14 protein-coding genes are annotated in these 19,454 nt (G+C 66.2%); 5 read left to right on the top strand and 9 right to left on the bottom strand.

The annotated features are described in order from the left end of the window. Nucleotides 1-267: 267 nt before the first annotated feature. A complete protein-coding gene (locus DVT68_RS19665; protein ID WP_114826914.1) occupies nucleotides 268-951 on the top strand; it encodes a rhomboid family intramembrane serine protease in 684 nt (227 codons plus the stop codon). A 10-nt stretch (nucleotides 952-961) separates the two neighbouring features. Continuing rightward, complete coding sequence (locus tag DVT68_RS19660; protein ID WP_114826913.1) at nucleotides 962-1,285, top strand: DUF1820 family protein; 324 nt, start codon at nucleotides 962-964, stop codon at nucleotides 1,283-1,285. Nucleotides 1,286-1,307: 22 nt separating this feature from the next. On the opposite strand, the gene DVT68_RS19655 is transcribed toward DVT68_RS19660, so the two are convergent. The 3 genes from DVT68_RS19655 to tfpB all read right to left on the bottom strand — a co-directional run bounded on the left by DVT68_RS19655 (nucleotide 1,308) and on the right by tfpB (nucleotide 5,073). Beyond that, nucleotides 1,308-2,432 (bottom strand): hypothetical protein, encoded by a 1,125-nt coding sequence (locus DVT68_RS19655; RefSeq protein WP_233523569.1) that lies wholly within the window; start codon nucleotides 2,430-2,432, stop codon nucleotides 1,308-1,310. A 67-nt stretch (nucleotides 2,433-2,499) separates the two neighbouring features. Then, nucleotides 2,500-3,222 (bottom strand): glutamine amidotransferase, encoded by a 723-nt coding sequence (locus tag DVT68_RS19650; protein WP_114826911.1) that lies wholly within the window; start codon nucleotides 3,220-3,222, stop codon nucleotides 2,500-2,502. Between the two features lie 39 nt (nucleotides 3,223-3,261). Next, entirely contained in the window at nucleotides 3,262-5,073 is a 1,812-nt protein-coding gene (gene tfpB, locus DVT68_RS19645; protein WP_114826910.1) for a type IV pilus assembly ATPase TfpB, read from the bottom strand. Nucleotides 5,074-5,167: 94 nt separating this feature from the next. Between tfpB and glyQ the strand changes: the two genes are divergently transcribed. Further along, nucleotides 5,168-6,079 carry a glycine--tRNA ligase subunit alpha gene (gene glyQ, locus DVT68_RS19640; RefSeq protein WP_114826909.1) on the top strand — a complete coding sequence of 304 codons (912 nt, stop codon included), beginning with the start codon at nucleotides 5,168-5,170 and terminating at the stop codon, nucleotides 6,077-6,079. Continuing rightward, complete coding sequence (gene glyS / locus DVT68_RS19635; protein ID WP_114826908.1) at nucleotides 6,076-8,226, top strand: glycine--tRNA ligase subunit beta; 2,151 nt, start codon at nucleotides 6,076-6,078, stop codon at nucleotides 8,224-8,226. The genes glyQ and glyS overlap by 4 nt, the downstream gene beginning before the upstream one ends. A gap of 75 nt (nucleotides 8,227-8,301) precedes the next feature. Here the strand turns inward: glyS and DVT68_RS19630 are convergent, their stop codons facing one another. Next, nucleotides 8,302-8,871 carry a helix-turn-helix domain-containing protein gene (locus DVT68_RS19630; RefSeq protein WP_114826907.1) on the bottom strand — a complete coding sequence of 190 codons (570 nt, stop codon included), beginning with the start codon at nucleotides 8,869-8,871 and terminating at the stop codon, nucleotides 8,302-8,304. Nucleotides 8,872-9,588: 717 nt separating this feature from the next. Here DVT68_RS19630 and DVT68_RS19625 point away from each other — a divergent pair. Continuing rightward, nucleotides 9,589-10,461, top strand: coding sequence for a DUF1481 domain-containing protein (locus DVT68_RS19625; RefSeq protein WP_114826906.1), 873 nt, complete (start codon nucleotides 9,589-9,591; stop codon nucleotides 10,459-10,461). Between the two features lie 211 nt (nucleotides 10,462-10,672). Here DVT68_RS19625 and DVT68_RS19620 read toward each other — a convergent pair whose 3' ends face one another. The 5 genes from DVT68_RS19620 to mnmG form a co-directional block, all read right to left on the bottom strand. Next, nucleotides 10,673-12,538 carry an autotransporter outer membrane beta-barrel domain-containing protein gene (locus DVT68_RS19620; RefSeq protein WP_114826905.1) on the bottom strand — a complete coding sequence of 622 codons (1,866 nt, stop codon included), beginning with the start codon at nucleotides 12,536-12,538 and terminating at the stop codon, nucleotides 10,673-10,675. Nucleotides 12,539-12,784: 246 nt separating this feature from the next. Then, nucleotides 12,785-15,133 carry a Tex family protein gene (locus DVT68_RS19615; RefSeq protein ID WP_114826904.1) on the bottom strand — a complete coding sequence of 783 codons (2,349 nt, stop codon included), beginning with the start codon at nucleotides 15,131-15,133 and terminating at the stop codon, nucleotides 12,785-12,787. A 90-nt stretch (nucleotides 15,134-15,223) separates the two neighbouring features. Further along, nucleotides 15,224-15,958: a winged helix-turn-helix domain-containing protein gene (locus tag DVT68_RS19610; RefSeq protein WP_158543553.1), complete on the bottom strand. Its 735-nt coding sequence runs from the start codon at nucleotides 15,956-15,958 to the stop codon at nucleotides 15,224-15,226. Nucleotides 15,959-16,313: 355 nt separating this feature from the next. Continuing rightward, entirely contained in the window at nucleotides 16,314-17,093 is a 780-nt protein-coding gene (locus tag DVT68_RS19605; RefSeq protein WP_114826902.1) for an RDD family protein, read from the bottom strand. 79 nt (nucleotides 17,094-17,172) lie between these two features. Next, nucleotides 17,173-19,050, bottom strand: a complete 1,878-nt coding sequence (mnmG, locus tag DVT68_RS19600; RefSeq protein WP_114826901.1) for a tRNA uridine-5-carboxymethylaminomethyl(34) synthesis enzyme MnmG — start codon at nucleotides 19,048-19,050, stop codon at nucleotides 17,173-17,175. Between the last annotated feature and the right edge of the window lie 404 nt (nucleotides 19,051-19,454).

Here is a 19,454-nt window from a genome sequence, read left to right as displayed (position 1 = left end):
GGCTTTATCCCTCAAACGCCTTCCCATCCGGGAAGGCGTTTGTCTTTGTGCGCGAGAAAAATCCGCGCATGCAAAGGCGCCCACATCACGCCTCTGCGCGCGCCGCGTCGCTCACCACGTGCGTCCACCAGGCGCACCGCGCGCTGTAGGAGCGCACCCTGCGCGCGAAACGCGCCTACCCCAGGGCAATCACTACCGCCGCACGCCAGATGGATCGCCTATGATGCGAAACTCATCTGATCGTAATTTCCGCGGAGCATCCATCCCGTGTTCGTCCACGTCGAAACTCGCCATCGCCAGCACGTGCAGTGGGCCACTGCGCTGCTGGTGGTCGTGTGCGTGATCAGTTTCGTGGGACTGGCGCTGATGCCCGGGCCCCAGCGGATGTCGATGTGGCTCGAATGGGGCACGGTGCCGGCGAACATCTTCGATGCCAAGCAGCCGATCCTTCCGCAGTTGCACGACCCGGCGCTGCTGCGCCTGTTCACCGCGCTTTTCATCCATCTGGCCTGGCTGCACCTGCTGGGCAACCTGCTGTTTTTGGTGATCTTCGGCATTCCCGCCGAGCGTGCACTCGGTTCGCTGCGTTTCCTGTCGCTGTTCCTGCTCGGCGGGATGATCGCCAACCTGGTCGGCGCCCTGTCGTTGGCCGGCGTGCGTTCCCCGATCATCGGTTGCAGCGGTGCGGTGTCGGCGGTGCTTGGCACCTATATCGCGCTGTTCCCGCGTGCGCGACTTGGACTGGTGGTGCCGCTGGGCTTGTACCTCGAATTCGTACGCATGCCGGCGTTCCTGTTGATCGGCATCTGGGTGTTGCTGCAATTGCTGTTCAGCTATGCCGGGCCGAGTTACGGCGCCGTGGTGTGGTGGACGCACATCGCCGGCTTCCTGTTCGGCGTCGTGTTTGCGCTTTTCTCGCGAGACGACATCGCGCGGCGCCTGCGGCGATAACATAATCCCCATGCGCAACAAGAAACTCTACAAAGTCACCTTCCTCCACCTGGGCAAATGCTACGAGCTGTACGCGCGGCATATCGCATCGAGCAGCCTGTGGGGTTTTACCGAAGTGGGCGAGCTGGTGTTCGAGCCTGCCGGAGAGGGCCTGCTGGTCGATCCGACCGAGGAGCGCCTGCGCGACGAATTCAAGGATACGCGCGTGCTGCATCTACCGATGCAATCGGTGGTTCGCATCGAAGAAGTAGAGAGCAAGGGCGCACTGGTCATCCGCGATGCCAGCGACGGCCAGAAGATCACGCCTTTCCCGATGCCGCCGCGCGGCCGCTGAGTCGCAGCCGACGGCGTCGCGGCTAGACGTGGTGCATCACCGCGAAGACGATCTCCACCACGATCAGGATGATGATCGCCAGTTCCAGCAGTTCGCCGCGCTTGCTTGAGGCTTCCTCATAGAGCGCGGCGTAGCTGTCGCGGATGATGGAAAGTTTCCGGTCGACCGCCTTGCTCACGTGCGGCACCCGGAACAGCTCCAGTGCCGAGGCATAGACGCGGGCCAGGTAAACGTCCTCGGTGACCTGCAGCGCGTTGTCGACTTTTTCAGTGACCTCGGTGACTTCAGCGACCAGCGTGTAAAGGTGTCGCGCGAGGTCGGCATAGCGGCGCGCCGCGAGGGGATTGGCCACGTTGTGGGTGGCCTCGACCAGGTCGTACATGCGCGGCAGTTCCGCGTCGAGCAGTTCGTCGTAATAGCGCATCTCGAGCAGCTGCGCGTTGGCGACCTCCAGGATGTCGACCACATCGGAGTCGTCGCCAGGCTCCATGATGAAGGCGCGGTCCCAGGTGAGGACGACCAGGTCGTCCGTGTAGTAGGTAAAGCGCTGTCGCAGCAGCTCCTGCCGCGCCTGCTCCGACAGGGCGCGTGACTCACCTGCCAGCAGCGGCACCAGGTCGAGTTCGTCGTGCAGGTTGGCGGTGCTGCTCACGCCTTCCAGCGCATGCACCAGGCCGAGTAGATAGTCCTCGTGCAGGGGTTCGAGGCTGGGGCGCCGCAGCGCAGGCCGCATGAGCTCCATGATCTGTTGGATCAGATCATTCCATGTCCTGGTTTCCGACGCGATTCCCAGCGCGGCATCCACCGCGTTGACCCGTCCGCTGAAAGCGGGCCAGGACAGGTCGTTGGCGGGCACGCTGATCGAGAAGGCGGCCACGCCGAATTCGTAGAGTCGCACTACCACGGAGGCCTGCAGCGGCTGGCCGTCCAGCTCGATGGTGAGCGGCGCAAGAGTCAGCTCCACCGGCGGTACACCGAAGCTCATCGCCTTGGGTGGCGCCGTGACCAGCCGGCCACGCGCGGCCATGGTGCGGGCGTGGCGCGCCCACAAAGCTTCGACAGCCGTCAGGTCGATCGAGTCGGCAATGTCGACCAGGCGCATGGCGATGACCGACGCCCGATGTACGTGTGGCCGTAACTTGTCCATGCTGCCCGTCCCTGCCGAGATGCGGTGCGTCGCAGGCCCATTCTAGATCGCCACGATGACAGCCGGCTCAGCCGGCGGCGAGCCCATGGTGGCGGGAGAATTGGCGGAACAACCGCCGCGCCAGCGGGGTCGGCGCCACCTGCCGGAAGGTGTGGTGCGGATCGAAGCCTTCGCGGCGCATGTCGTGGTGCTTGCGATCGATATAGGCGCGCATCACGTCGGCATTGAATTCCGGATGGAACTGGCTGCTCATGGCGTTGGCGCCGTAGCGCACGAGGTGGTGCGGATCCCGTGTGGAGGAAGCAAGCACGGTCGCTCCCGCGGGCAACTCGAGCACGCTTTGTTCGTGCGTGGCGTGAGCCTTGAACGTGGCGGGGAACTGGCTGGCCAAGGCGTCGCTCCTGGCAGCATCGAGCAGATCGATGGCGACCGTGCCGATTTCGCGACCGCCGGGCAGGTAGTCGACGCGACCACCCAGCGCATGCGCCATCAGCTGATGCCCGTAGCACACGCCAAACATCGGCAGCGCTTCGTCCATGGCGTCGCGAATCCAGCCCGCCGTGCGTTCGCTCCAGGGCGCGCGCTCCGTGACCATGGCCGCGGAGCCGGTGATCAGCGCGCCGGCGACCTCCCGTGGCGGGGGCAAGGTTTCCCCGGCTTCGACGTCCACCACGCGTACGCGCTCCGGCGAGAGTTTCGCGCCAAGGCGGAACCAATGCGGGAAATCACCGTGGCGGGCACGGATGGGGTCGGGAGCGCGACCGGTGCGGATGATCAGGACAGGTTTCATGCGATGGGACGACGATGGCATGGATCCGATGATGCTGATTCAGGCTGAACCGTGCTCGATCGGCGGTATCACGGTGAGCACTTCTTGCACCGTGGTGACGCCGCGCGCCACCTGCTCGGCGGCCGAGATGCGCAGTGGTCGCATGCCTTCGGCCAGCGCGGCGTGGCCGAAGTGGCCGAGATCCAGCTGGGCGGAGATCAGCCCCCGCAGGCGCGGCGACAGCTGCATCATCTCGTAGACGCCGGTGCGGCCCATGAAGCCGGTGTTGCGGCATTCCAGGCAGCCCACCGGCTTGAACACCTTCTCCGGCAACGGCAGCGACCATCCATGGGTCATCGCCGTCCATTCGTGCGGATCCTGCGTGGTTTCCGCCTTGCAGTGCGGGCACAGCGTGCGCACCAGGCGTTGCGCCACCACGCCGGTCAGCGTGGACTGGATCAGGTAGTGCGGCACGCCGAGATCGAGCAGACGCGTGACGGCGCTTGGTGCGTCGTTGGTGTGCAGCGTCGACAGCACCAGATGGCCGGTGAGCGAGGCCTGCACCGCCATCTGCGCGGTTTCGAGGTCGCGGATCTCACCCACCATGATGATGTCCGGGTCCTGGCGCAGCAGGGTGCGCACACCGGCGGCGAAGTCCAGGTCGATCGCCGGCTGGACCTGCATCTGGTTGAAGTCGCCGGAGACCATTTCGATAGGGTCTTCCACCGTGCACACATTGAGTTCGGGCGTGGCCAGGTGCTTGAGGGTGGAGTACAGCGTGGTGGTCTTGCCCGAACCGGTGGGGCCGGTCACCAGCACGATGCCGTGCGGACGCTCCACCATCGTGCGCCAGATCTCCGCCTCGCTGGCGGAGAAGCCCAGCTGCGAGAAATCCTTGGCCACGATGTCCGGGTCGAAGATGCGCATCACCACCTTCTCGCCGAACGCGGTGGGCATGGTGGAGATGCGCAGTTCCACTTCGCGCCCGCTGGCCGAGCGGGTTTTGATGCGGCCGTCCTGCGGGCGGCGCTTTTCGGCTACGTCCATGCGCGAGAGGATCTTGATGCGCGCCGTCACCGCGGTCATTACCGGCGGCGGCAGCTCGAACACCTTGTGCATCACGCCGTCGATGCGGAAGCGCAGCTGGCCCGCCTCGCGGCGCGGCTCGATGTGGATGTCCGAGGCGCGTTGCTCGAATGCGTACTGCAGCAGCCAGTCGACGATGTGCACGACATGCCGGTCGTCCGCGCCCACCTCGCCGGTCTTGCCCAGCTCCACCAACTGTTCGAAGTTGAGGATCGCGGAGGAGTCGTAGCCGGAGCCCTTGGCGTCCTGCGCCAACTGGATCGAGCGCTGGACGCCGTAGAACTCCAGCAGATAGCGGTTGATGTCCAGCGGATTGGCCACCACGCGCTTCACGTCCCGGCGCAGCATGTGCGAAAGATCGGCGGCCCAGGCGTGATCGAACGGCTCGCACGAGGCGAAGGTGACCTCGCCCGGCGCCACCGCCACCGGCAGGATGCGATGCCGCTCGGCGTAGGCGCGGCTGACCACCTGGGTCACCGCGGCCACGTTGATCTTCATCGGGTCGATCTTCAGGTACGGCAGCTGCGCGTGGCCGGCGAGCCACTCGGTCAGCACTTCCAGGCTCAGTGGTCGTCCCGGGTCGCGCTGGCTGGGCAGCTTGGCGTTGGCCACCAGCACCAGCGGGTGCAATTCCACCGTCGCGCGGCCGCTGCGGTTGCCCATCCGCACCTGCTTGGCGTCTTCGGCCAGCAGGAAGCCGTCCACCACCAGGGTGGCCAGCACTTCATCAAGGGCCAGCCGGGTGCGGCGCCCAAGCAACGAGACGGATTGCGGTGAAGCGGCCATGTACCGTGATCTCCCTGTTGAATTTCGCCGAAAATCCAGCGGCGAAAGCGGTCCCGGCTATACTAACCCGCTTTATTGAAGCCCACGGGAAGCCATGTCCGCGCGCACTTTCCAGGATGTGATCCAGACCCTTAACCGCTATTGGGCGGCGCAGGGTTGTGTCTTGCTGCAGCCACTCGATACCGAGGTTGGCGCCGGCACCTTCCACCCCGCCACCTTCCTGCGTGCGCTCGGCCCCGAGCCCTGGTCGGCGGCCTATGTGCAGCCCTCGCGCCGTCCCACCGACGGCCGCTACGGCGAAAACCCGAACCGCCTGCAGCATTACTACCAGTACCAGGTGGTGATGAAGCCTAACCCGGACAACATCCTGGACCTGTACATCGGCTCGCTGAAGGAGCTGGGCCTCGATCCGCTGGTGCACGACCTGCGCTTCGTCGAGGACAACTGGGAATCGCCCACGCTGGGCGCCTGGGGCCTGGGCTGGGAAGTGTGGCTCAACGGCATGGAAGTGACCCAGTTCACCTACTTCCAGCAGGCCGGCGGACTGGAGTGCCGTCCCGTCACCGGTGAGATCACCTACGGTCTCGAGCGCCTGGCGATGTACCTGCAGAACGTGGACAACGTCTACGACCTGGTGTGGACCGAGGGTCCGCACGGCAAGGTGACCTATGGCGACGTGTTCCACCAGAACGAAGTGGAGCAGAGCACCTACAACTTCGAGCACGCCAATGTGCCCGAACTGCTGCGCTGGTTCGACGTGTGCGAGGGCGAAGCCAACAAGCTGATCGCCGCCAACCTGCCGTTGCCTGCCTACGAGCAGGTGATGAAGGCGAGCCACACCTTCAACCTGCTCGATGCGCGTCGCGCCATCAGCGTCACCGAACGCCAGCGCTACATCCTGCGCGTGCGCACGCTGGCGCGCGCCGTGGCCGAGGCCTATGTGGCGCAACGCGAGAAGCTCGGTTTCCCGGGCCTGAAGAAGAACCAGAAGGAGCAGGCCGCATGAGCGCCGCCACCAAGCCGCTGCTGATCGAACTGGGCACGGAAGAGCTGCCGCCGAAGGCGCTTGATGAGCTTTCGCAGGCGTTCCTGCGTGGTGTGTGCGATGGCCTGGCCAAGCGCGGCGTGGAAGCGTCGCTGGATCACGCGGTGCGCTACGCATCGCCGCGTCGTTTGGCCGTCCATATTCCGTCGGTGGCGGTGAACCAGCCCGAGCAGAGCATCGAGCGTCGCGGTCCGGCGGTGAATGCCGCGCTGGACGCCAATGGCCAGCCGGGCAAGGCGCTGCAGGGCTTTGCGCAATCGTGCGGAGTCACCGTCGAGCAGCTGGAGAAGCTCGAAACCGACAAGGGCTCGTGGTTCGTGTTCCGCGCGGTCAAGCCTGGCCAGCCGGTCGCCGCGCTGCTGCCGGAGATCGTGGAAGAAGCGCTCAAGGGCCTGCCGATCCCCAAGCCGATGCGCTGGGGCGATCACGACTACAGCTTCGTGCGCCCCGCGCACTGGCTGGTGATCCTGCACGGCGCCGACATCATTGATGGCGAGGTGCTTGGCCTGAAGAGCGGCCGCAAGTCGCGTGGCCATCGCTTCATGCATCCGCATCCCGTGCACGTGGTCGATGCTGACAGCTGGCTCGACGCGATGCGCGCGGCAAAGGTGATGGCCGATCCGGCCGAACGTCGCCAGAAGATTCACGAGGAGATCGCGCGCGCGGCGAAGGAGACCGGCGGCGTGCCGCAGCTCCCCGATTCGCTGCTGGACGAGATCGCCAACCTCACCGAATGGCCGATGGCCATCGCCTGCCAGTTCGATCGTGAATTCCTCGCCGTGCCGCCCGAAGCGCTGGTCACCACCATGGAGACCAACCAGAAGTTCGTGCCGGTGTTCGACGCCGAGGGCAAGCTCACCGAGCACTTCATCGGCGTGGCCAACATCGAGAGCAAGCAGCCGTCGGAAATCCGCAAGGGCTACGAGCGCGTGATCCGTCCGCGCTTCGCCGACGCCAAGTTCTTCTGGGACGAAGACCTGAAGACGCCGCTGGCCGGTTACCAGGATCAACTGAAGAACGTAACCTACCAGCAGGCGCTGGGCAGCCTGTGGGACAAGAGCGTGCGCGTGGCCGAACTGGCGCGCATCATCGCCAACCGCGTCGACGTGGACGCCGGCGAAGCGACGCGCGCCGCGGCGCTGAGCAAGTGCGACCTGCTCACCCGCATGGTCGGTGAATTCCCCGAACTGCAGGGCGTGATGGGCCGCTACTACGCCGCTCATCATGGCGAGGCAAAGGAAGTGGCCAATGCGCTGGATAGCTACTATCAGCCGCGTTTTGCCGGCGACGCCATCGCAGGCGGCAAGGTGGGCCAGGTGCTCGCCGTGGCGGATCGCCTCGACACCCTGGCCGGCATCTTCGCCGTCGGCCTCAAGCCCAGCGGCAACAAGGATCCGTTCGCGCTGCGCCGCGCGGCGCTGGGCCTTGCCCGCACCCTCGTGGAAGGCGGCCTGGACCTGGACCTGCGCGGCAGCTTCGTCGAAGCACTGGAGCTGCTTCCCGAAGCGGCTCTCGCCGCGGGCCTGAAGCCCGGCAAGGACGGCAAGGCGCCGGTGCTCGATGCCGGCAAGCGCCGCGCGGCGCTGACGGACGAACTGGTCGACTTCGTGTTCGAGCGCCTGCGCGGCTATTACGCCGAGCAGGGCTTCAACGGCGAACAGTTCGAGGCGGTACTGGCGGTGGCGCCGGCCACCTTGGTGGATTTCGATCGCCGGCTGCGCGCCGTGGCCGAGTTCGGGCGTCGCCCGGAGGCGTTGAGCCTGGCGGCCGCCAACAAGCGCGTGGCCAACATCCTGCGCAAGCAGGCCGAGGAAGCTGGCGCGGCCCCAGTGGGCAGCCACGTCGACCCGGCGCACTTCGAAGCCGATGCCGAGCGCGCGCTGGCGGCGGCCCTGGACAGTGCCAAGGCGGACACGGCCTCGCCGTTGCAGCAGGGCGACTATGCCGCCGTACTGACGCGACTGGCGCAGTTGCAGGCGCCGGTCGACGCGTTCTTCGACAGCGTGCTGGTCAACGCGGAGAATCCGGCAGTGCGCGCCAACCGCCTGGCCCTGCTGGGCCAGCTCAAGGCGCAGTTCGGAGCCATCGCAGATATCGCCCGCCTGTAAGCCAAGGCGGGTGTCCCAACAAAAAACGGCAGCCGCGAGGCTGCCGTTTTTGTTTGCATGCGGTGGACGCGATGCTCAGCCGATGGTCTGGCGACCGCGCTTCACGCGCTCGTGCAGGCGCTGGTTGAACGACACCATGGCGGAGGCGTCGACGTCGGTGCCGCCCGGGCCGAGAATTTCGTACAGGTCGGCCAGCATGTCGGCGTTGTCGGCCAGGGTCAGGCGGCTTTCGGCCAGATCGAGCTCCGACTGCAGGATGCGCAGCGCCGTGTTCAGGCGGTGCGGATCCATCGCCATGCCAGTGGCGTTGAGCGTATCGGCCGCGGTGCGCAGCTTGGAACGATGGCGGTTGGCCGACATCTCGGCGTTCGGCAGTTCCTCACCCGAGGCGATGGCGTCAGTGGCCTGGATCTGGCCTTCGCCTGCCACCAGCCACACCAGCGAGATGCCCAGGGTCTTGGCCAGGGTGACGCAGCGCGCGCGGGAGGGGTCGGTATTGCCGTCGCGCCAGCTGCGCACGACGCCCTCGGAAAAGCCGCACATACGCGCGATCTCGGTGACGCTGCCCACGCGCTGGATCAGCACCTTGATGCGATCAGCGAAGGTGGTCGCGGGCTCATTCATCGTAATTTTTTGCATATTCATCGCAGTTTCCAGGCGGATGGCGACAAGTTGTAATGAGCGTGAACCGGGAATTGATGATTCAGCGTGACGCAAGCATAAAAGCAGCGTTGACTGCCGCACGATCTTTCGCAGTTTCGCATTTAATTGGAACCGGCTGCCCCCTCGGAGCAACTTCTGCCGCCTCCAGACAACGCAACTGCGCGAAATAGGTAACCACTCGCTCCGGGACTCGTTCAGCTGACAGACAGGAAATTTGCCCTGCTATGCCTTTCCAACCAGTCACATACGGCTGCGAACTGCCATCTCTGGCGCTGTTGCAGTTCAGCCAGCAAGCTTTTGTACCGTAAGATACCCTTCAATATTCTTACGAAATGCGCGCACGGACCATCCTCCGCAGGGCTTCACGGTTTCGGTTGCGTAGATCCCCGCGCGCCGCTGACGTAAGGCTTGCGCTGACATCGACCGGGCGCAGTGTGCTGCGAAACGCCGCTCCGAAACATTACGATCTGTTAATTCGCGCTGGCGGGCGGAAGTTGTCCGCCGGAGCAGGCCGAAGGCGTCATCCTGCGCCCCGTGGGGCGTGGCGCAGCGGCCTTGAGCATACGCAAGCGCATGGCGCGAACTTTTACAAGTCCTTGTCTTTGGACTATTCTGGGAGCTTCCCCCGAGGAGAGTCGAGGCGTGTTGGGCGCCTGATGGTTCTCGCGCTTAGCCCTGACAATCGATAGAGGTTTTCACATGCGCAGGTTGGTTTGGTCGCTGATGTCGGTCGCGGCACTGGCTCTTGCCGGTTGCGGCAATTCTTCCGAGTCGTCCCAGAACGCCACGCAGGGCGGAGAGACGGCCGCTACCACCGGTTCGGCTACCCCCGCCAAGGCCAATGCGATCACCGGTCAGGTGACGCTCCGCGACGCCGCCCAGGTGTCGGCTGACGCCAAACTGCAGCTCACTCTGATCGACGTGTCCACGCAGGACGGCGGTCCGCTGGCCACCAAGACGGTGACCCCGGCCAACACCTTCCCGCTGTCGTTCGAGCTGGAATTCAACCCTGCCGACGTCAATCCGGCCGGCCTGTACGTGCTGAAGGCCGACCTGGTCGACGGCGACCGTCATTACACGCCGCCGCTGCAGACCCAGGTGCTGACCAAGGGTGCGCCGATGCAGGTGAACATCCAGCTGGTGGCCGAGCAGACTGCCGGCGAGAAGGAACTGGCTGCCTTCACCGCCGTGCAGAAGCAGATCGGCGGCATGAAGATCACCCCGGGCACCAAGCTGGAAGACAAGGTCTCGCGCAGCTGGCAGCTGTTCCGTGAAGCCGGTGAAGTGAAGTTCATCCGCGAGCAGGTGGACTACGGCGACAAGGGCTTCACCAGCACGGATTACGCCTTCAAGGACGGCAAGCCGTGGGTGGTGGTGCAGCAGAAGAAGTCCAGCCAGGACGCCAAGCCGAGCTCGACCTCGCGCGCCGCCTGGGCTCAGGACGGTTCGCTGGTGCTGAAGACGGTCGAAGCCGGCGGCAAGACCAGCCCGCTGAGCGACGACGATGCCGCCAGCCTGCAGAAGCAGGCCCTGGCCATCCTGAACCTGGCGACGGGCGGCAAGGGCAAGTAAGCCTCCGCTGAAGTTGCCGAAAAAAGCCGCCCGCACCTGCAGGCGGCTTTTTTTATGGCCAGTATCCAGCCGTTCGTAACGCGTACCGCCTTTTGGTACTGCGGCCGATGCGTGACACAGCACGACGCGCAGGTTGTTGCAGGGCGTTCGCTCCCAACAAAAAGGCCGCCCGTTTGCACGGGCGGCCTGATCGTCTCGGCTGGCGATCGCCTTAGAAGGCGTACTTCACGCCGACGTTGAGGCTGTCGTACTTCTGGCTGCTGTCGCTGAAGCGACCATTGAAGCCCACCCAGCCGGACAGCGCCTGGTTGAACTGCGCGCTGAGGCCAAGATCGGCCGTGCCCCAGTTCTTGTCCGGGCTGAAGCCGACCAGGCTGAAGCTGCCCGGCATGCTGTTGAGGCCCGCCGTCACCAGGCGCGGATCGGCCTTGTCGTCGTGGTTCCAGGCCAGTTCGGCGTAGGGCGCCAGCATGACGTTGCCAGCCTGCCAGTGGCCCTCAAGGCGCCAGCCGAGGGTCGTCAGGAACTGGTCGCGCTGCTGGCGGCCGAACCACATGGCGCTGCTGTCGTTGCCGTTTTCGTTGTAGCCGTTGACCTTGACCGTCTGCCAGTCGATCGTGGCGAACGGGCCAGTGCGCAGGCTGGAGACGTCGAACCACCAACCGCCGGTGAAGCCGCCGCCCAGGTGGTTGCCGTCGGCCTTGCCGGTCTCGGTGCGGGTGTAGCTGCCCAGCTGGATGCGACGCTCGATATCCGAGAAGTTGTCCTGGCCGAAGTCGACGTAGCCGCCGATGTAGCCGCCACCCTGGTGGTAGAACAGGTAGCCCAGGCCCGACAGGTCCTGCAGCTTGTAGCCGCCGCCGCTCTGGTAGTCGGCGTTGTGCTGGCCGATGTTCAAGGACATGCCGGCGTTGAAGTTGTCGTTGACACGTACGTCCGTGCCCAGCGTCAGGTTGACGTTGTCGCTGGTGGTCCGCGGCGACTGGGTGGTGCCGTCGAAGCGCTGGTAGCCGTAATCGACAGCGGCGAACACGCGCGTGTCGCTACCCTGCGCGTCGGCCAGCATCTGGTTGCGGATGGTGCGGTTCTGCGCGTCGATCGACGAGAGCGGCGCCTCGGCCAGCAGCGAGGCGTAACCCGGGGCATTGATGATCGACATCACGTACTGGCCGAGCATGACGTCGGCTTGCGTCGTCGGGTGCACGCCGTCGGCGAACAGGTAGGTCTGCTGGGCGCCGGCCGGGTAGTGGTAGAGGAAGAGCCCGCTGGTGGCGCCTTGCGGACCGCACACCACCGAACTGGAGCCGGCGCCGCACGCCGGGTCGGTGACGTTGGTGAAGCCGAACGCGCCCGGGTTGGCCGCCACCTCATCGATCAGCAGGAAGGTGTTGGCCGGGATGATGTTGAGGCCATTGTTGCTGAGCTGCGAGATGCCGGTCTGCAGCACATTGTTGTAGACGATCGAAAGCTGGGTGGCGGCCGCCTGGGTGGCTGCGCCTGCGGCGATGCTCTCGGGCGTCTTGCCGATGTCCGGCAGGTTGTACACCACCACATACTTCGCGCCCGCTGCCTGCAGGTTGCCCAGCAGCTTCACTTCCGTCTGCGCCGCTGCGATCGCGCCGGCGGAGATCACGTTGGCGTCGGTGTACGCGCCGGTCAGATAGAAGATGTCGTTGGCGCCGCCCCACATCTGGTACAGCGTATGCGGGTCGGCCTTGCCACCGGTGATGCCGAAGTACTGCTGCATCTGCTGCGGAATGTTGAGGATCGGCAGCGTGGTGGCGTTGTTGACGAAGCCGGCGCCGCCGTAGGCGTAATCGGTGCCGCCCTGGATCGACGGCCCGGTGGGGAAGCCCAGGGCCTTGGCCACGTTCTCGGCGGCGGTGGAGCCGGGGTTGGTGGTGAAGCGCTGCGGCGTCTGCAGGCTGGGGTCCAGGATCAGCGAGACGTTGCCGGCATCGCTCAGGCTGTCACCGAAGACCACCACGTTATTGAAATTGTTGTTGGCCGCGAACGCATGAGAGCTGAAAAGCAGGGCGGCGGTGATGGCGCCGGCCATAAGACGAATACGGGGCATAGGGGAACGCTCCTGGGCAATAAGGCCAATTGTTACCTCATCGTTACGTTAATGCACACCGTACGTGGCCGCATGCTGCGGCGCATCGCGACTGGTCAGTACTGCGAGTGGGGTCACGCCTGAACGGGGAGGCGCACGCCCCCCGCGCGCCCGAAGGCCCTCATGCGAGGGCCCTGGCGCAGTGATGGCGTCGTTGTGCCGAGGTCGCGCACCCGGAGGTGCGCGCCCTGTGGGAGATGGTCCGGCTTAGCGCTTCATGGCGCGCGACAGCGCGTCGGCAAAGGCGCTGTTCGATGGCGCCGCCGCCGCGGCGGGCTTGGGCGCGCCGCCGCTCGGGCGCGGACCACGGCTGTCGCGCTGGCCGCCACGGGCATCGTTGCCGCCGGCCGGCCGGCCACCACGGGCCTGCTGGCCCGGCTCGTCGTCCAAGCGCATGGACAGGCCGATGCGCTGGCGCGGCAGGTCGACCTCCATCACCTTCACCTTGACGATGTCGCCGGCCTTCACCGCTTCACGCGGATCCTTCACGAAGGTGTGCGACAGCGCCGAGACGTGCACGAGGCCGTCCTGGTGCACGCCGATGTCGACGAAGGCGCCGAACGCAGCCACGTTGGTGACGCGGCCTTCCAGCACCATGCCGGGACGCAGATCCTTCAGGTCTTCCACGCCTTCGGCGAAGCTCGGCGCCACGAACTCCGGTCGCGGATCGCGCCCGGGCTTCTCCAGTTCCTTGAGGATGTCGCGCACCGTCGGCAGGCCGAAGGTCTCGTCAGTGAACTGCTCGGCCTTGAGGCCGCGCAGGAAGCTGGTGTCGCCGATGATGGAGCGCACCTCGCGACCGCACTGGGCGATGATGCGCTCAACCACCGGATAGGCTTCCGGATGCACCGCGCTGGCGTCGAGAGGGTTGTCGCCGCGGGGCACGCGCAGGAAGCCCGCGCATTGTTCGAACGCCTTGTCGCCCAGGCGCGGCACCTTGAGCAGCGCCTTGCGGTTGGCGAACGGGCCGTTGGCGTCGCGGTGCTTCACCACGTTATCCGCGACGCTGGCGCTCAGGCCCGCCACGCGCGAAAGCAGCGCGGCGGAGGCGGTATTCACGTCCACGCCCACCGCGTTCACGCAGTCCTCGACCTTGGCGTCGAGCGCACGGGCCAGCTTCACCTGGTTCACGTCGTGCTGGTACTGGCCCACGCCGATCGCCTTCGGCTCGATCTTCACCAGTTCCGCCAGCGGATCCTGCAGGCGGCGCGCTATCGACACGGCGCCGCGCAGGCTCACGTCGAGATCCGGGAATTCCTTGGCCGCGGTTTCGGACGCCGAATACACCGACGCGCCCGCTTCACTCACCACGATCTTCGACAGCTTGTGTTCCGGATGCGACTTGGCGAGCCCCTTGATCAGTTCGCCCGCTAGCTTGTCGGTTTCGCGCGAGGCCGTGCCGTTGCCGATCGCGATCAGGTCCACGCTGTGCTTCTGGCACAAGCGCGCCAGAGCGGCGAGCGATTCGTTCCACTGGCGGCGCGGCTCGTGCGGGTAGATGGTGTCGGTGGCCAGCAGCTTGCCGGTGGCGTCGACCACCGCGACCTTCACGCCGGTGCGGATGCCCGGGTCCAGGCCCATCACGCTCTTGGCGCCGGCCGGCGCGGCAAGCATGAGATCCTTGAGGTTGTCGCCGAATACGCGGATCGCTTCGTCCTCGGCGCCTTCGCGCACGCGGCCGAACAGGTCCAGCGTCAGGTGCAGGTGCAACTTCACGCGCCACGTCAGGCGCACCGTTTCGCGCAGCCATGCGTCAGCCGGACGGCCACGATCGAGGATGCCGGCGCGCGATGCGACGCGGCCTTCGCCTTCCAGATGGCCCTGCTCCATGTCGAGCGCAGGCGCCAGTTCGAGTTCAATCACGCCTTCGTTGCGTGCGCGCATCAGCGCGAGCAGGCGATGTGAAGGAATCTTGCCGATCGGTTCGACGTGGTCGAAGTAGTCGCGGAACTTCGCGCCTTCGTTCTCCTTGCCTTCCACCACCTTGGCGCGGATCTGGCCCTTGTCCCACAGCCAGTCGCGCAGTTCGCCGAGCAGCGAGGCATCTTCGGCGATGCTCTCCATCAGGATCGCGCGCGCGCCGTCGAGCGCGGCCCGCACGTCGGCCACGCCCTTTTCGGCGTCGACGAACGAGGCGGCAAAGGCTTCCGGCGACTTCGAGGGATCCTCGCGAAGACCGGTGGCGAGCGGCTCGAGCCCTGCTTCGCGCGCGATCTGCGCCTTGGTGCGACGCTTGGGCTTGTACGGCAGGTAGAGGTCTTCCAGGCGCGCCTTGGTGTCGGCGCTGAGGATGTCGCCCTTGAGCGCGTCGGTCATCTTGCCCTGTTCTTCGATGCTGGAGAGGATCGCGCTGCGGCGCTCTTCCAGCTCGCGCAGGTAGCGCAGGCGCTCTTCCAGCAGGCGCAGCTGGGTGTCGTCGAGACCGCCGGTGGCTTCCTTGCGGTAGCGCGCGATGAACGGCACGGTGGCGCCGCCGTCGAGCAGATCCACCGCGGCATGGACCTGATCCGGCTTGGCGGCGATGTCCTGGGCAATACGTTGTTCGATGCTGAGCATGAGGCTGAAGCGATTCCTGTGCGTTCGACGAGGCGGCGTGCCGACGTCGCGGCATGCCGAACTGTCGATCATAGCAAGTCGTTCCGGCGCTTATCCCCGGGTGACCGGCGCCTGGTCCGGACGCAGCGGGAGGTCGTCGTCGGCGCGCAGTTGATCGTCGCTGCCGCCGTATTCCGTGGCGACCCGATGGACGCGCGGCCAGTGCCGCGTGTGCAGCGGTCGCGGGTCACTGGCATGCGCGAACGGCATGAAGACGAGGGCGGGCCGCGGCGAGCTGCGAGGCGAGGTCAGGTGGGCGTCCGGTGCATGCCACAGGCTCATCGCCGCAAGCACCGCCACGATCATCACCAGAGTGATGGCGGCGGCCAGCCAGCGCACGGGGGCAGGCGGGCGCGGAATGGGAACAGTCGGCGTGTCGGCCGTCGTCTGGTCGGGGCTGATGTCTGGCGCATCGGGAGCTTCGGCGGGGGCCGGCGCTGGCGCCGCCGCGATGCGCCTCACGTCGCCAATGAAGCGATACCCGAGGCTGTGCACCGTGGCGATATAGCGGGGCGAGCCGGCGCAGTCGCCCAGGCTGCGGCGCAGTTGCGAAATCACGCGGGTCAGCACGCTGGGTGTGACGTGACGATGGCCCCAGGCGGCATCCAGCAGCTCGTCCTTGCCGACGACCTCGCCGGCCTGCTGCAAGAGCACCACCAGCACCGAGTACGCCTTCGGCTCGACCGAAAGCGCCACGCCGGCGCGTTCGAGGCGATGGGCTCGCGGCTCCACGACGATGTCGTCGCAGTGATAAATCCAGCCGCTGTCAGCGTGAATCTGGGCCATGACCTTGTCTGGTGCGGCCCCCCTGCAACGGGAAGCTTGCGCCCATAGGACACGACGCGCATCACCCATAGGTCATAACTGGCCTGCACGCGAACGCGCATCGCCGAGGGCATCAGCCTAGGTCACATGCCACAGGCGTCGCGACTGCCATTGGTCATCGGGACGATGACGTGATGCAGGAACGAACCAATGGACGACTGGATGCAATCATCCCGTTAACCTGGTGTTCCACACGCGTCACGCGCGTCGCGCGCAGCGTGCGAGACCGTCTCAGCGTGGGGTAACTCCTACGCCTTCTCACCGGGTCGCCAGGATGCGTGAAAACGCATCCCGGCGTTGATGAGCGCGCACGACGTCAGGCGCTGATTGAGCCGTGACGCTGGTTGTTGTTCGAGGCATTCGCCACTGTCTCGCCCGCACGGCCATTGAGCACCAGCGTCTGCGCGAGCATGTCGTGCAGGCCCTGTTTGCGCTGCGTCCAGGCCACCATCAGGAAGCCGATGCACATGATGAAGGCGCTGAGCAGCTTGCCGAAATAGCGACCGGTGGCGCGGCCGAAGCCAATGCGCTTGCCGTCAAGGTCGGTGACGCGGATGCCCAGCGCGCGCTTGCCCAGCGTGGCCTGCCACACGGAGCTTTCGCACAGCGCGAAGTACAGCCAGGTGAGCACGGTCTGCGCCAGCAGCGCCGGGCCAAGCGCCTGGAAATACGTATCGAACGCCTGCAGCGCGAGCTGCACATCATTGCCGGCGGCGAGCTTGGCCTGCAGATAGGTTTCCGCGGCCTGGTTCGCGCCGAACAGGCTGCTCAGCAGCATGTTGGGGACCCACAGCACGAGCGCATCGAGGATGTACGCGGCCACCCGCTTCCAGAAGCCGGCGTAGTCGGTCAGCACCGCCTCGCTGGCGAAAGGCGCCGCGGCGACGAACGACTCGTCGGGCGTCGGTGGGGTGAACGCAGGAGGCGCAGCGCGCACTTCGTCGGGAAACAGACTCGATAGCGGCTGCCAGTCGGTGAGGCCTTCGTGCCAGCCCAGGTCGTCGGGACTGACCTGGCCGCTGCGCAGCCATTGGCGCACGTCCACTTCCTTGTAGGGGCCGTGTCGCTCGCCGTCCCGACCGATCCAGAATTCCATGGTGCGCTCCCGAGTGTGCCAGCAAGCGCACATGATGCCATGCGCGCATGATTTCCGGCTGCGACGGCCGGGCGGGAGATCAGGCCGCGTCGCGACGCTTCAGGTGCACCAGCAGCAGCGAAATCGCTGCGGGCGTGACACCGCTGATGCGCGCCGCCTGGCCGATGGTTTCGGGCTGCACGCGCTTGAGCTTGAGCAGCACCTCGGCCGAAAGGCCGCGCACCTTGTCGTAGTCGAAGCCGTTGGGGATCGCGGTCTGCTCGTGGCGACGCTGGCGCTCGATCTCCTCGCGCTGGCGGTCGAGATAACCGGCGTACTTGGTCTGCACCTCGACCTGCGCAGCGACGTCATCGTCGCTGACCGCGGGGCCGATGCCTTCCACCGAGGTCAGCTTCGCGTAGTCGAGCTCGGGGCGGCGCAACAGGTCCAGCGCGTTGGTCTCGCGGCTGAGCGTGATCCCCAGCTGGCGCTCGACGTTGGCGCCCAGCCCGTTGCTCGGCGCAGCCCAGATGGCGCCGAGGCGCTGCGTTTCCTGCGCCACGGCGTCGCGCTTGGCGCGCAGGGCGTCATAGCGCGCTTGTGGCACGACGCCGAGGCGATGGCCGGTCTCGGTAAGGCGCAGGTCCGCGTTGTCCTCACGCAGGTGCAGGCGGTACTCGGCGCGCGAGGTGAACATGCGGTACGGCTCGATGGTGCCGTTGCTGGTCAGGTCATCGATCAGCACGCCGATGTAGGCCTCGTCGCGGCGCGGATACCACGGCGCCTCGCCCTTCACCGCGAGCGCCGCGTTGAGGCCGGCGATCAGGCCTTGCGCGCCTGCTTCCTCGTAGCCGGTGGTGCCATTGATCTGGCCGGCGAAGTACAGGCCCGGGATGGTCTTGGTTTCCAGCCACGGGTGCAGGCCGCGCGGGTCGAAGTAGTCGTATTCGATGGCGTAACCCGGCCGCGTGATGTGCGCGTGCTCGAAGCCCTTGATCGAGCGCACCAGCGCCAGCTGCACGTCGTAGGGCAGCGAGGTGGAGATGCCGTTGGGATACACCTCGAAGGTGTCCAGTCCTTCGGGCTCGATGAAGATCTGGTGCGAACTCTTCTCGGCGAAGCGCACCACCTTGTCCTCGATCGAGGGACAGTAGCGCGGGCCGATCCCCTCGATCTGGCCGCTGTAGAGAGGGGAGCGGTCCAGCGCTCCGCGGATCAGCTCATGAGTGTGCTCGCTGGTGTGGGTGATCCAGCAGCTGACCTGGCGCGGATGCTCGTCGCGCGAGCCCAGGTAGGAGAACACCGGCGCCGGATCGTCTCCCGGCTGCTCTTCCAGCCCGGTGAAGTCGATGCTGCGCAGGTCGATGCGGGGCGGCGTGCCGGTCTTGAGGCGGTCGGCGGCCACCGGCAGTTCGCGCAGCTTCTGAGCCAGCGTGCTGGCCGGTGGATCGCCCGCGCGGCCGCCGGCGTACTGCGCCTGGCCGATGTGGATCTTGCCTGCGAGGAAGGTGCCGGCGGTCAGCACCACCGCCCGGGCTTGGAACTTCAGGCCCATCTGGGTCACGACGCCGGTGACGCGGCCGCCCTCGAGGATCAGGTCGTCCACCGCCTGCTGGAACAGCTCCAGCTGTGGCTGGGTCTCCACGATCCGGCGGATCGCCGCCTTGTACAGGGCGCGGTCGGCCTGGCAGCGCGTGGCGCGCACGGCCGGGCCCTTGGAAGCATTCAGGGTTCGCCATTGGATGCCAGCCAGGTCCGCGGCGTGGGCCATGGCGCCGCCGAGGGCGTCGATCTCCTTCACCAGATGACCCTTGCCGATGCCGCCAATGGCCGGGTTGCAGCTCATCTGGCCGATCGTCTCGATGTTGTGGCTGAGCAGCAGGGTGCGCGCGCCGGTGCGGGCCGAAGCGAGCGCGGCCTCGGTGCCGGCATGGCCGCCGCCGATCACGATGACGTCGTAGGGGGTGGGATGAAACATGACAAGCTGCCCCGGAAGCGCAGGAGTGGACCAAAAACGACGCTAATGGTAACGCCACCGGGGTCGCCCCGCCGCTGGCATGCTTCCTGCTTTACCTGACGTGCACTTTCACGGGCAGACGCTGCGCGACAACGCGCGCCGAGATCGAACGACAGGGGTTCGATTGCGTGCCGGGAGAGGAAGCGAGACGGCGCCCCTCGGGGCGCCGTCGTTTTTTTCTGGCCCCGCTGCGCCGATGGCGCGCATTCGAGCCTGGATAAGATCTGGCGCCCGGCGGTCTCAGGAACAGGGGGAATCCAGGATGACCGTGTTGCCGGGCGCCAGAAACTGAAAATTCTGCGCCGATGCGGCGGTGCGTCTGCCGCGTCGTGGGTTGGATATTCAGGCCTTTCGCGTGAACGTGG

The sequence above is a fragment of the Dyella solisilvae genome (genome assembly GCF_003351225.1).
GTDB lineage: Bacteria > Pseudomonadota > Gammaproteobacteria > Xanthomonadales > Rhodanobacteraceae > Dyella > Dyella solisilvae.
The sequence above is the reverse complement of the archived record's forward strand: the minus strand, read 5'-3'. Positions and strand labels throughout refer to the sequence as shown.

Coding starts and splice junctions, on each gene's coding strand:
- DVT68_RS19620 (WP_114826905.1), bottom strand. CDS start 12,538: ATGCCCCGTATTCGTCTTATGGCCGGCGCCATCACCGCCGCCCTGCTT.
- DVT68_RS19615 (WP_114826904.1), bottom strand. CDS start 15,133: ATGCTCAGCATCGAACAACGTATTGCCCAGGACATCGCCGCCAAGCCG.
- tfpB (WP_114826910.1), bottom strand. CDS start 5,073: ATGGCCGCTTCACCGCAATCCGTCTCGTTGCTTGGGCGCCGCACCCGG.
- DVT68_RS19650 (WP_114826911.1), bottom strand. CDS start 3,222: ATGAAACCTGTCCTGATCATCCGCACCGGTCGCGCTCCCGACCCCATC.
- mnmG (WP_114826901.1), bottom strand. CDS start 19,050: ATGTTTCATCCCACCCCCTACGACGTCATCGTGATCGGCGGCGGCCAT.
- DVT68_RS19630 (WP_114826907.1), bottom strand. CDS start 8,871: ATGAATATGCAAAAAATTACGATGAATGAGCCCGCGACCACCTTCGCT.
- DVT68_RS19655 (WP_233523569.1), bottom strand. CDS start 2,432: ATGGACAAGTTACGGCCACACGTACATCGGGCGTCGGTCATCGCCATG.
- DVT68_RS19605 (WP_114826902.1), bottom strand. CDS start 17,093: ATGGAATTCTGGATCGGTCGGGACGGCGAGCGACACGGCCCCTACAAG.
- glyS (WP_114826908.1), top strand. CDS start 6,076: ATGAGCGCCGCCACCAAGCCGCTGCTGATCGAACTGGGCACGGAAGAG.
- DVT68_RS19610 (WP_158543553.1), bottom strand. CDS start 15,958: ATGGCCCAGATTCACGCTGACAGCGGCTGGATTTATCACTGCGACGAC.
- glyQ (WP_114826909.1), top strand. CDS start 5,168: ATGTCCGCGCGCACTTTCCAGGATGTGATCCAGACCCTTAACCGCTAT.
- DVT68_RS19660 (WP_114826913.1), top strand. CDS start 962: ATGCGCAACAAGAAACTCTACAAAGTCACCTTCCTCCACCTGGGCAAA.
- DVT68_RS19625 (WP_114826906.1), top strand. CDS start 9,589: ATGCGCAGGTTGGTTTGGTCGCTGATGTCGGTCGCGGCACTGGCTCTT.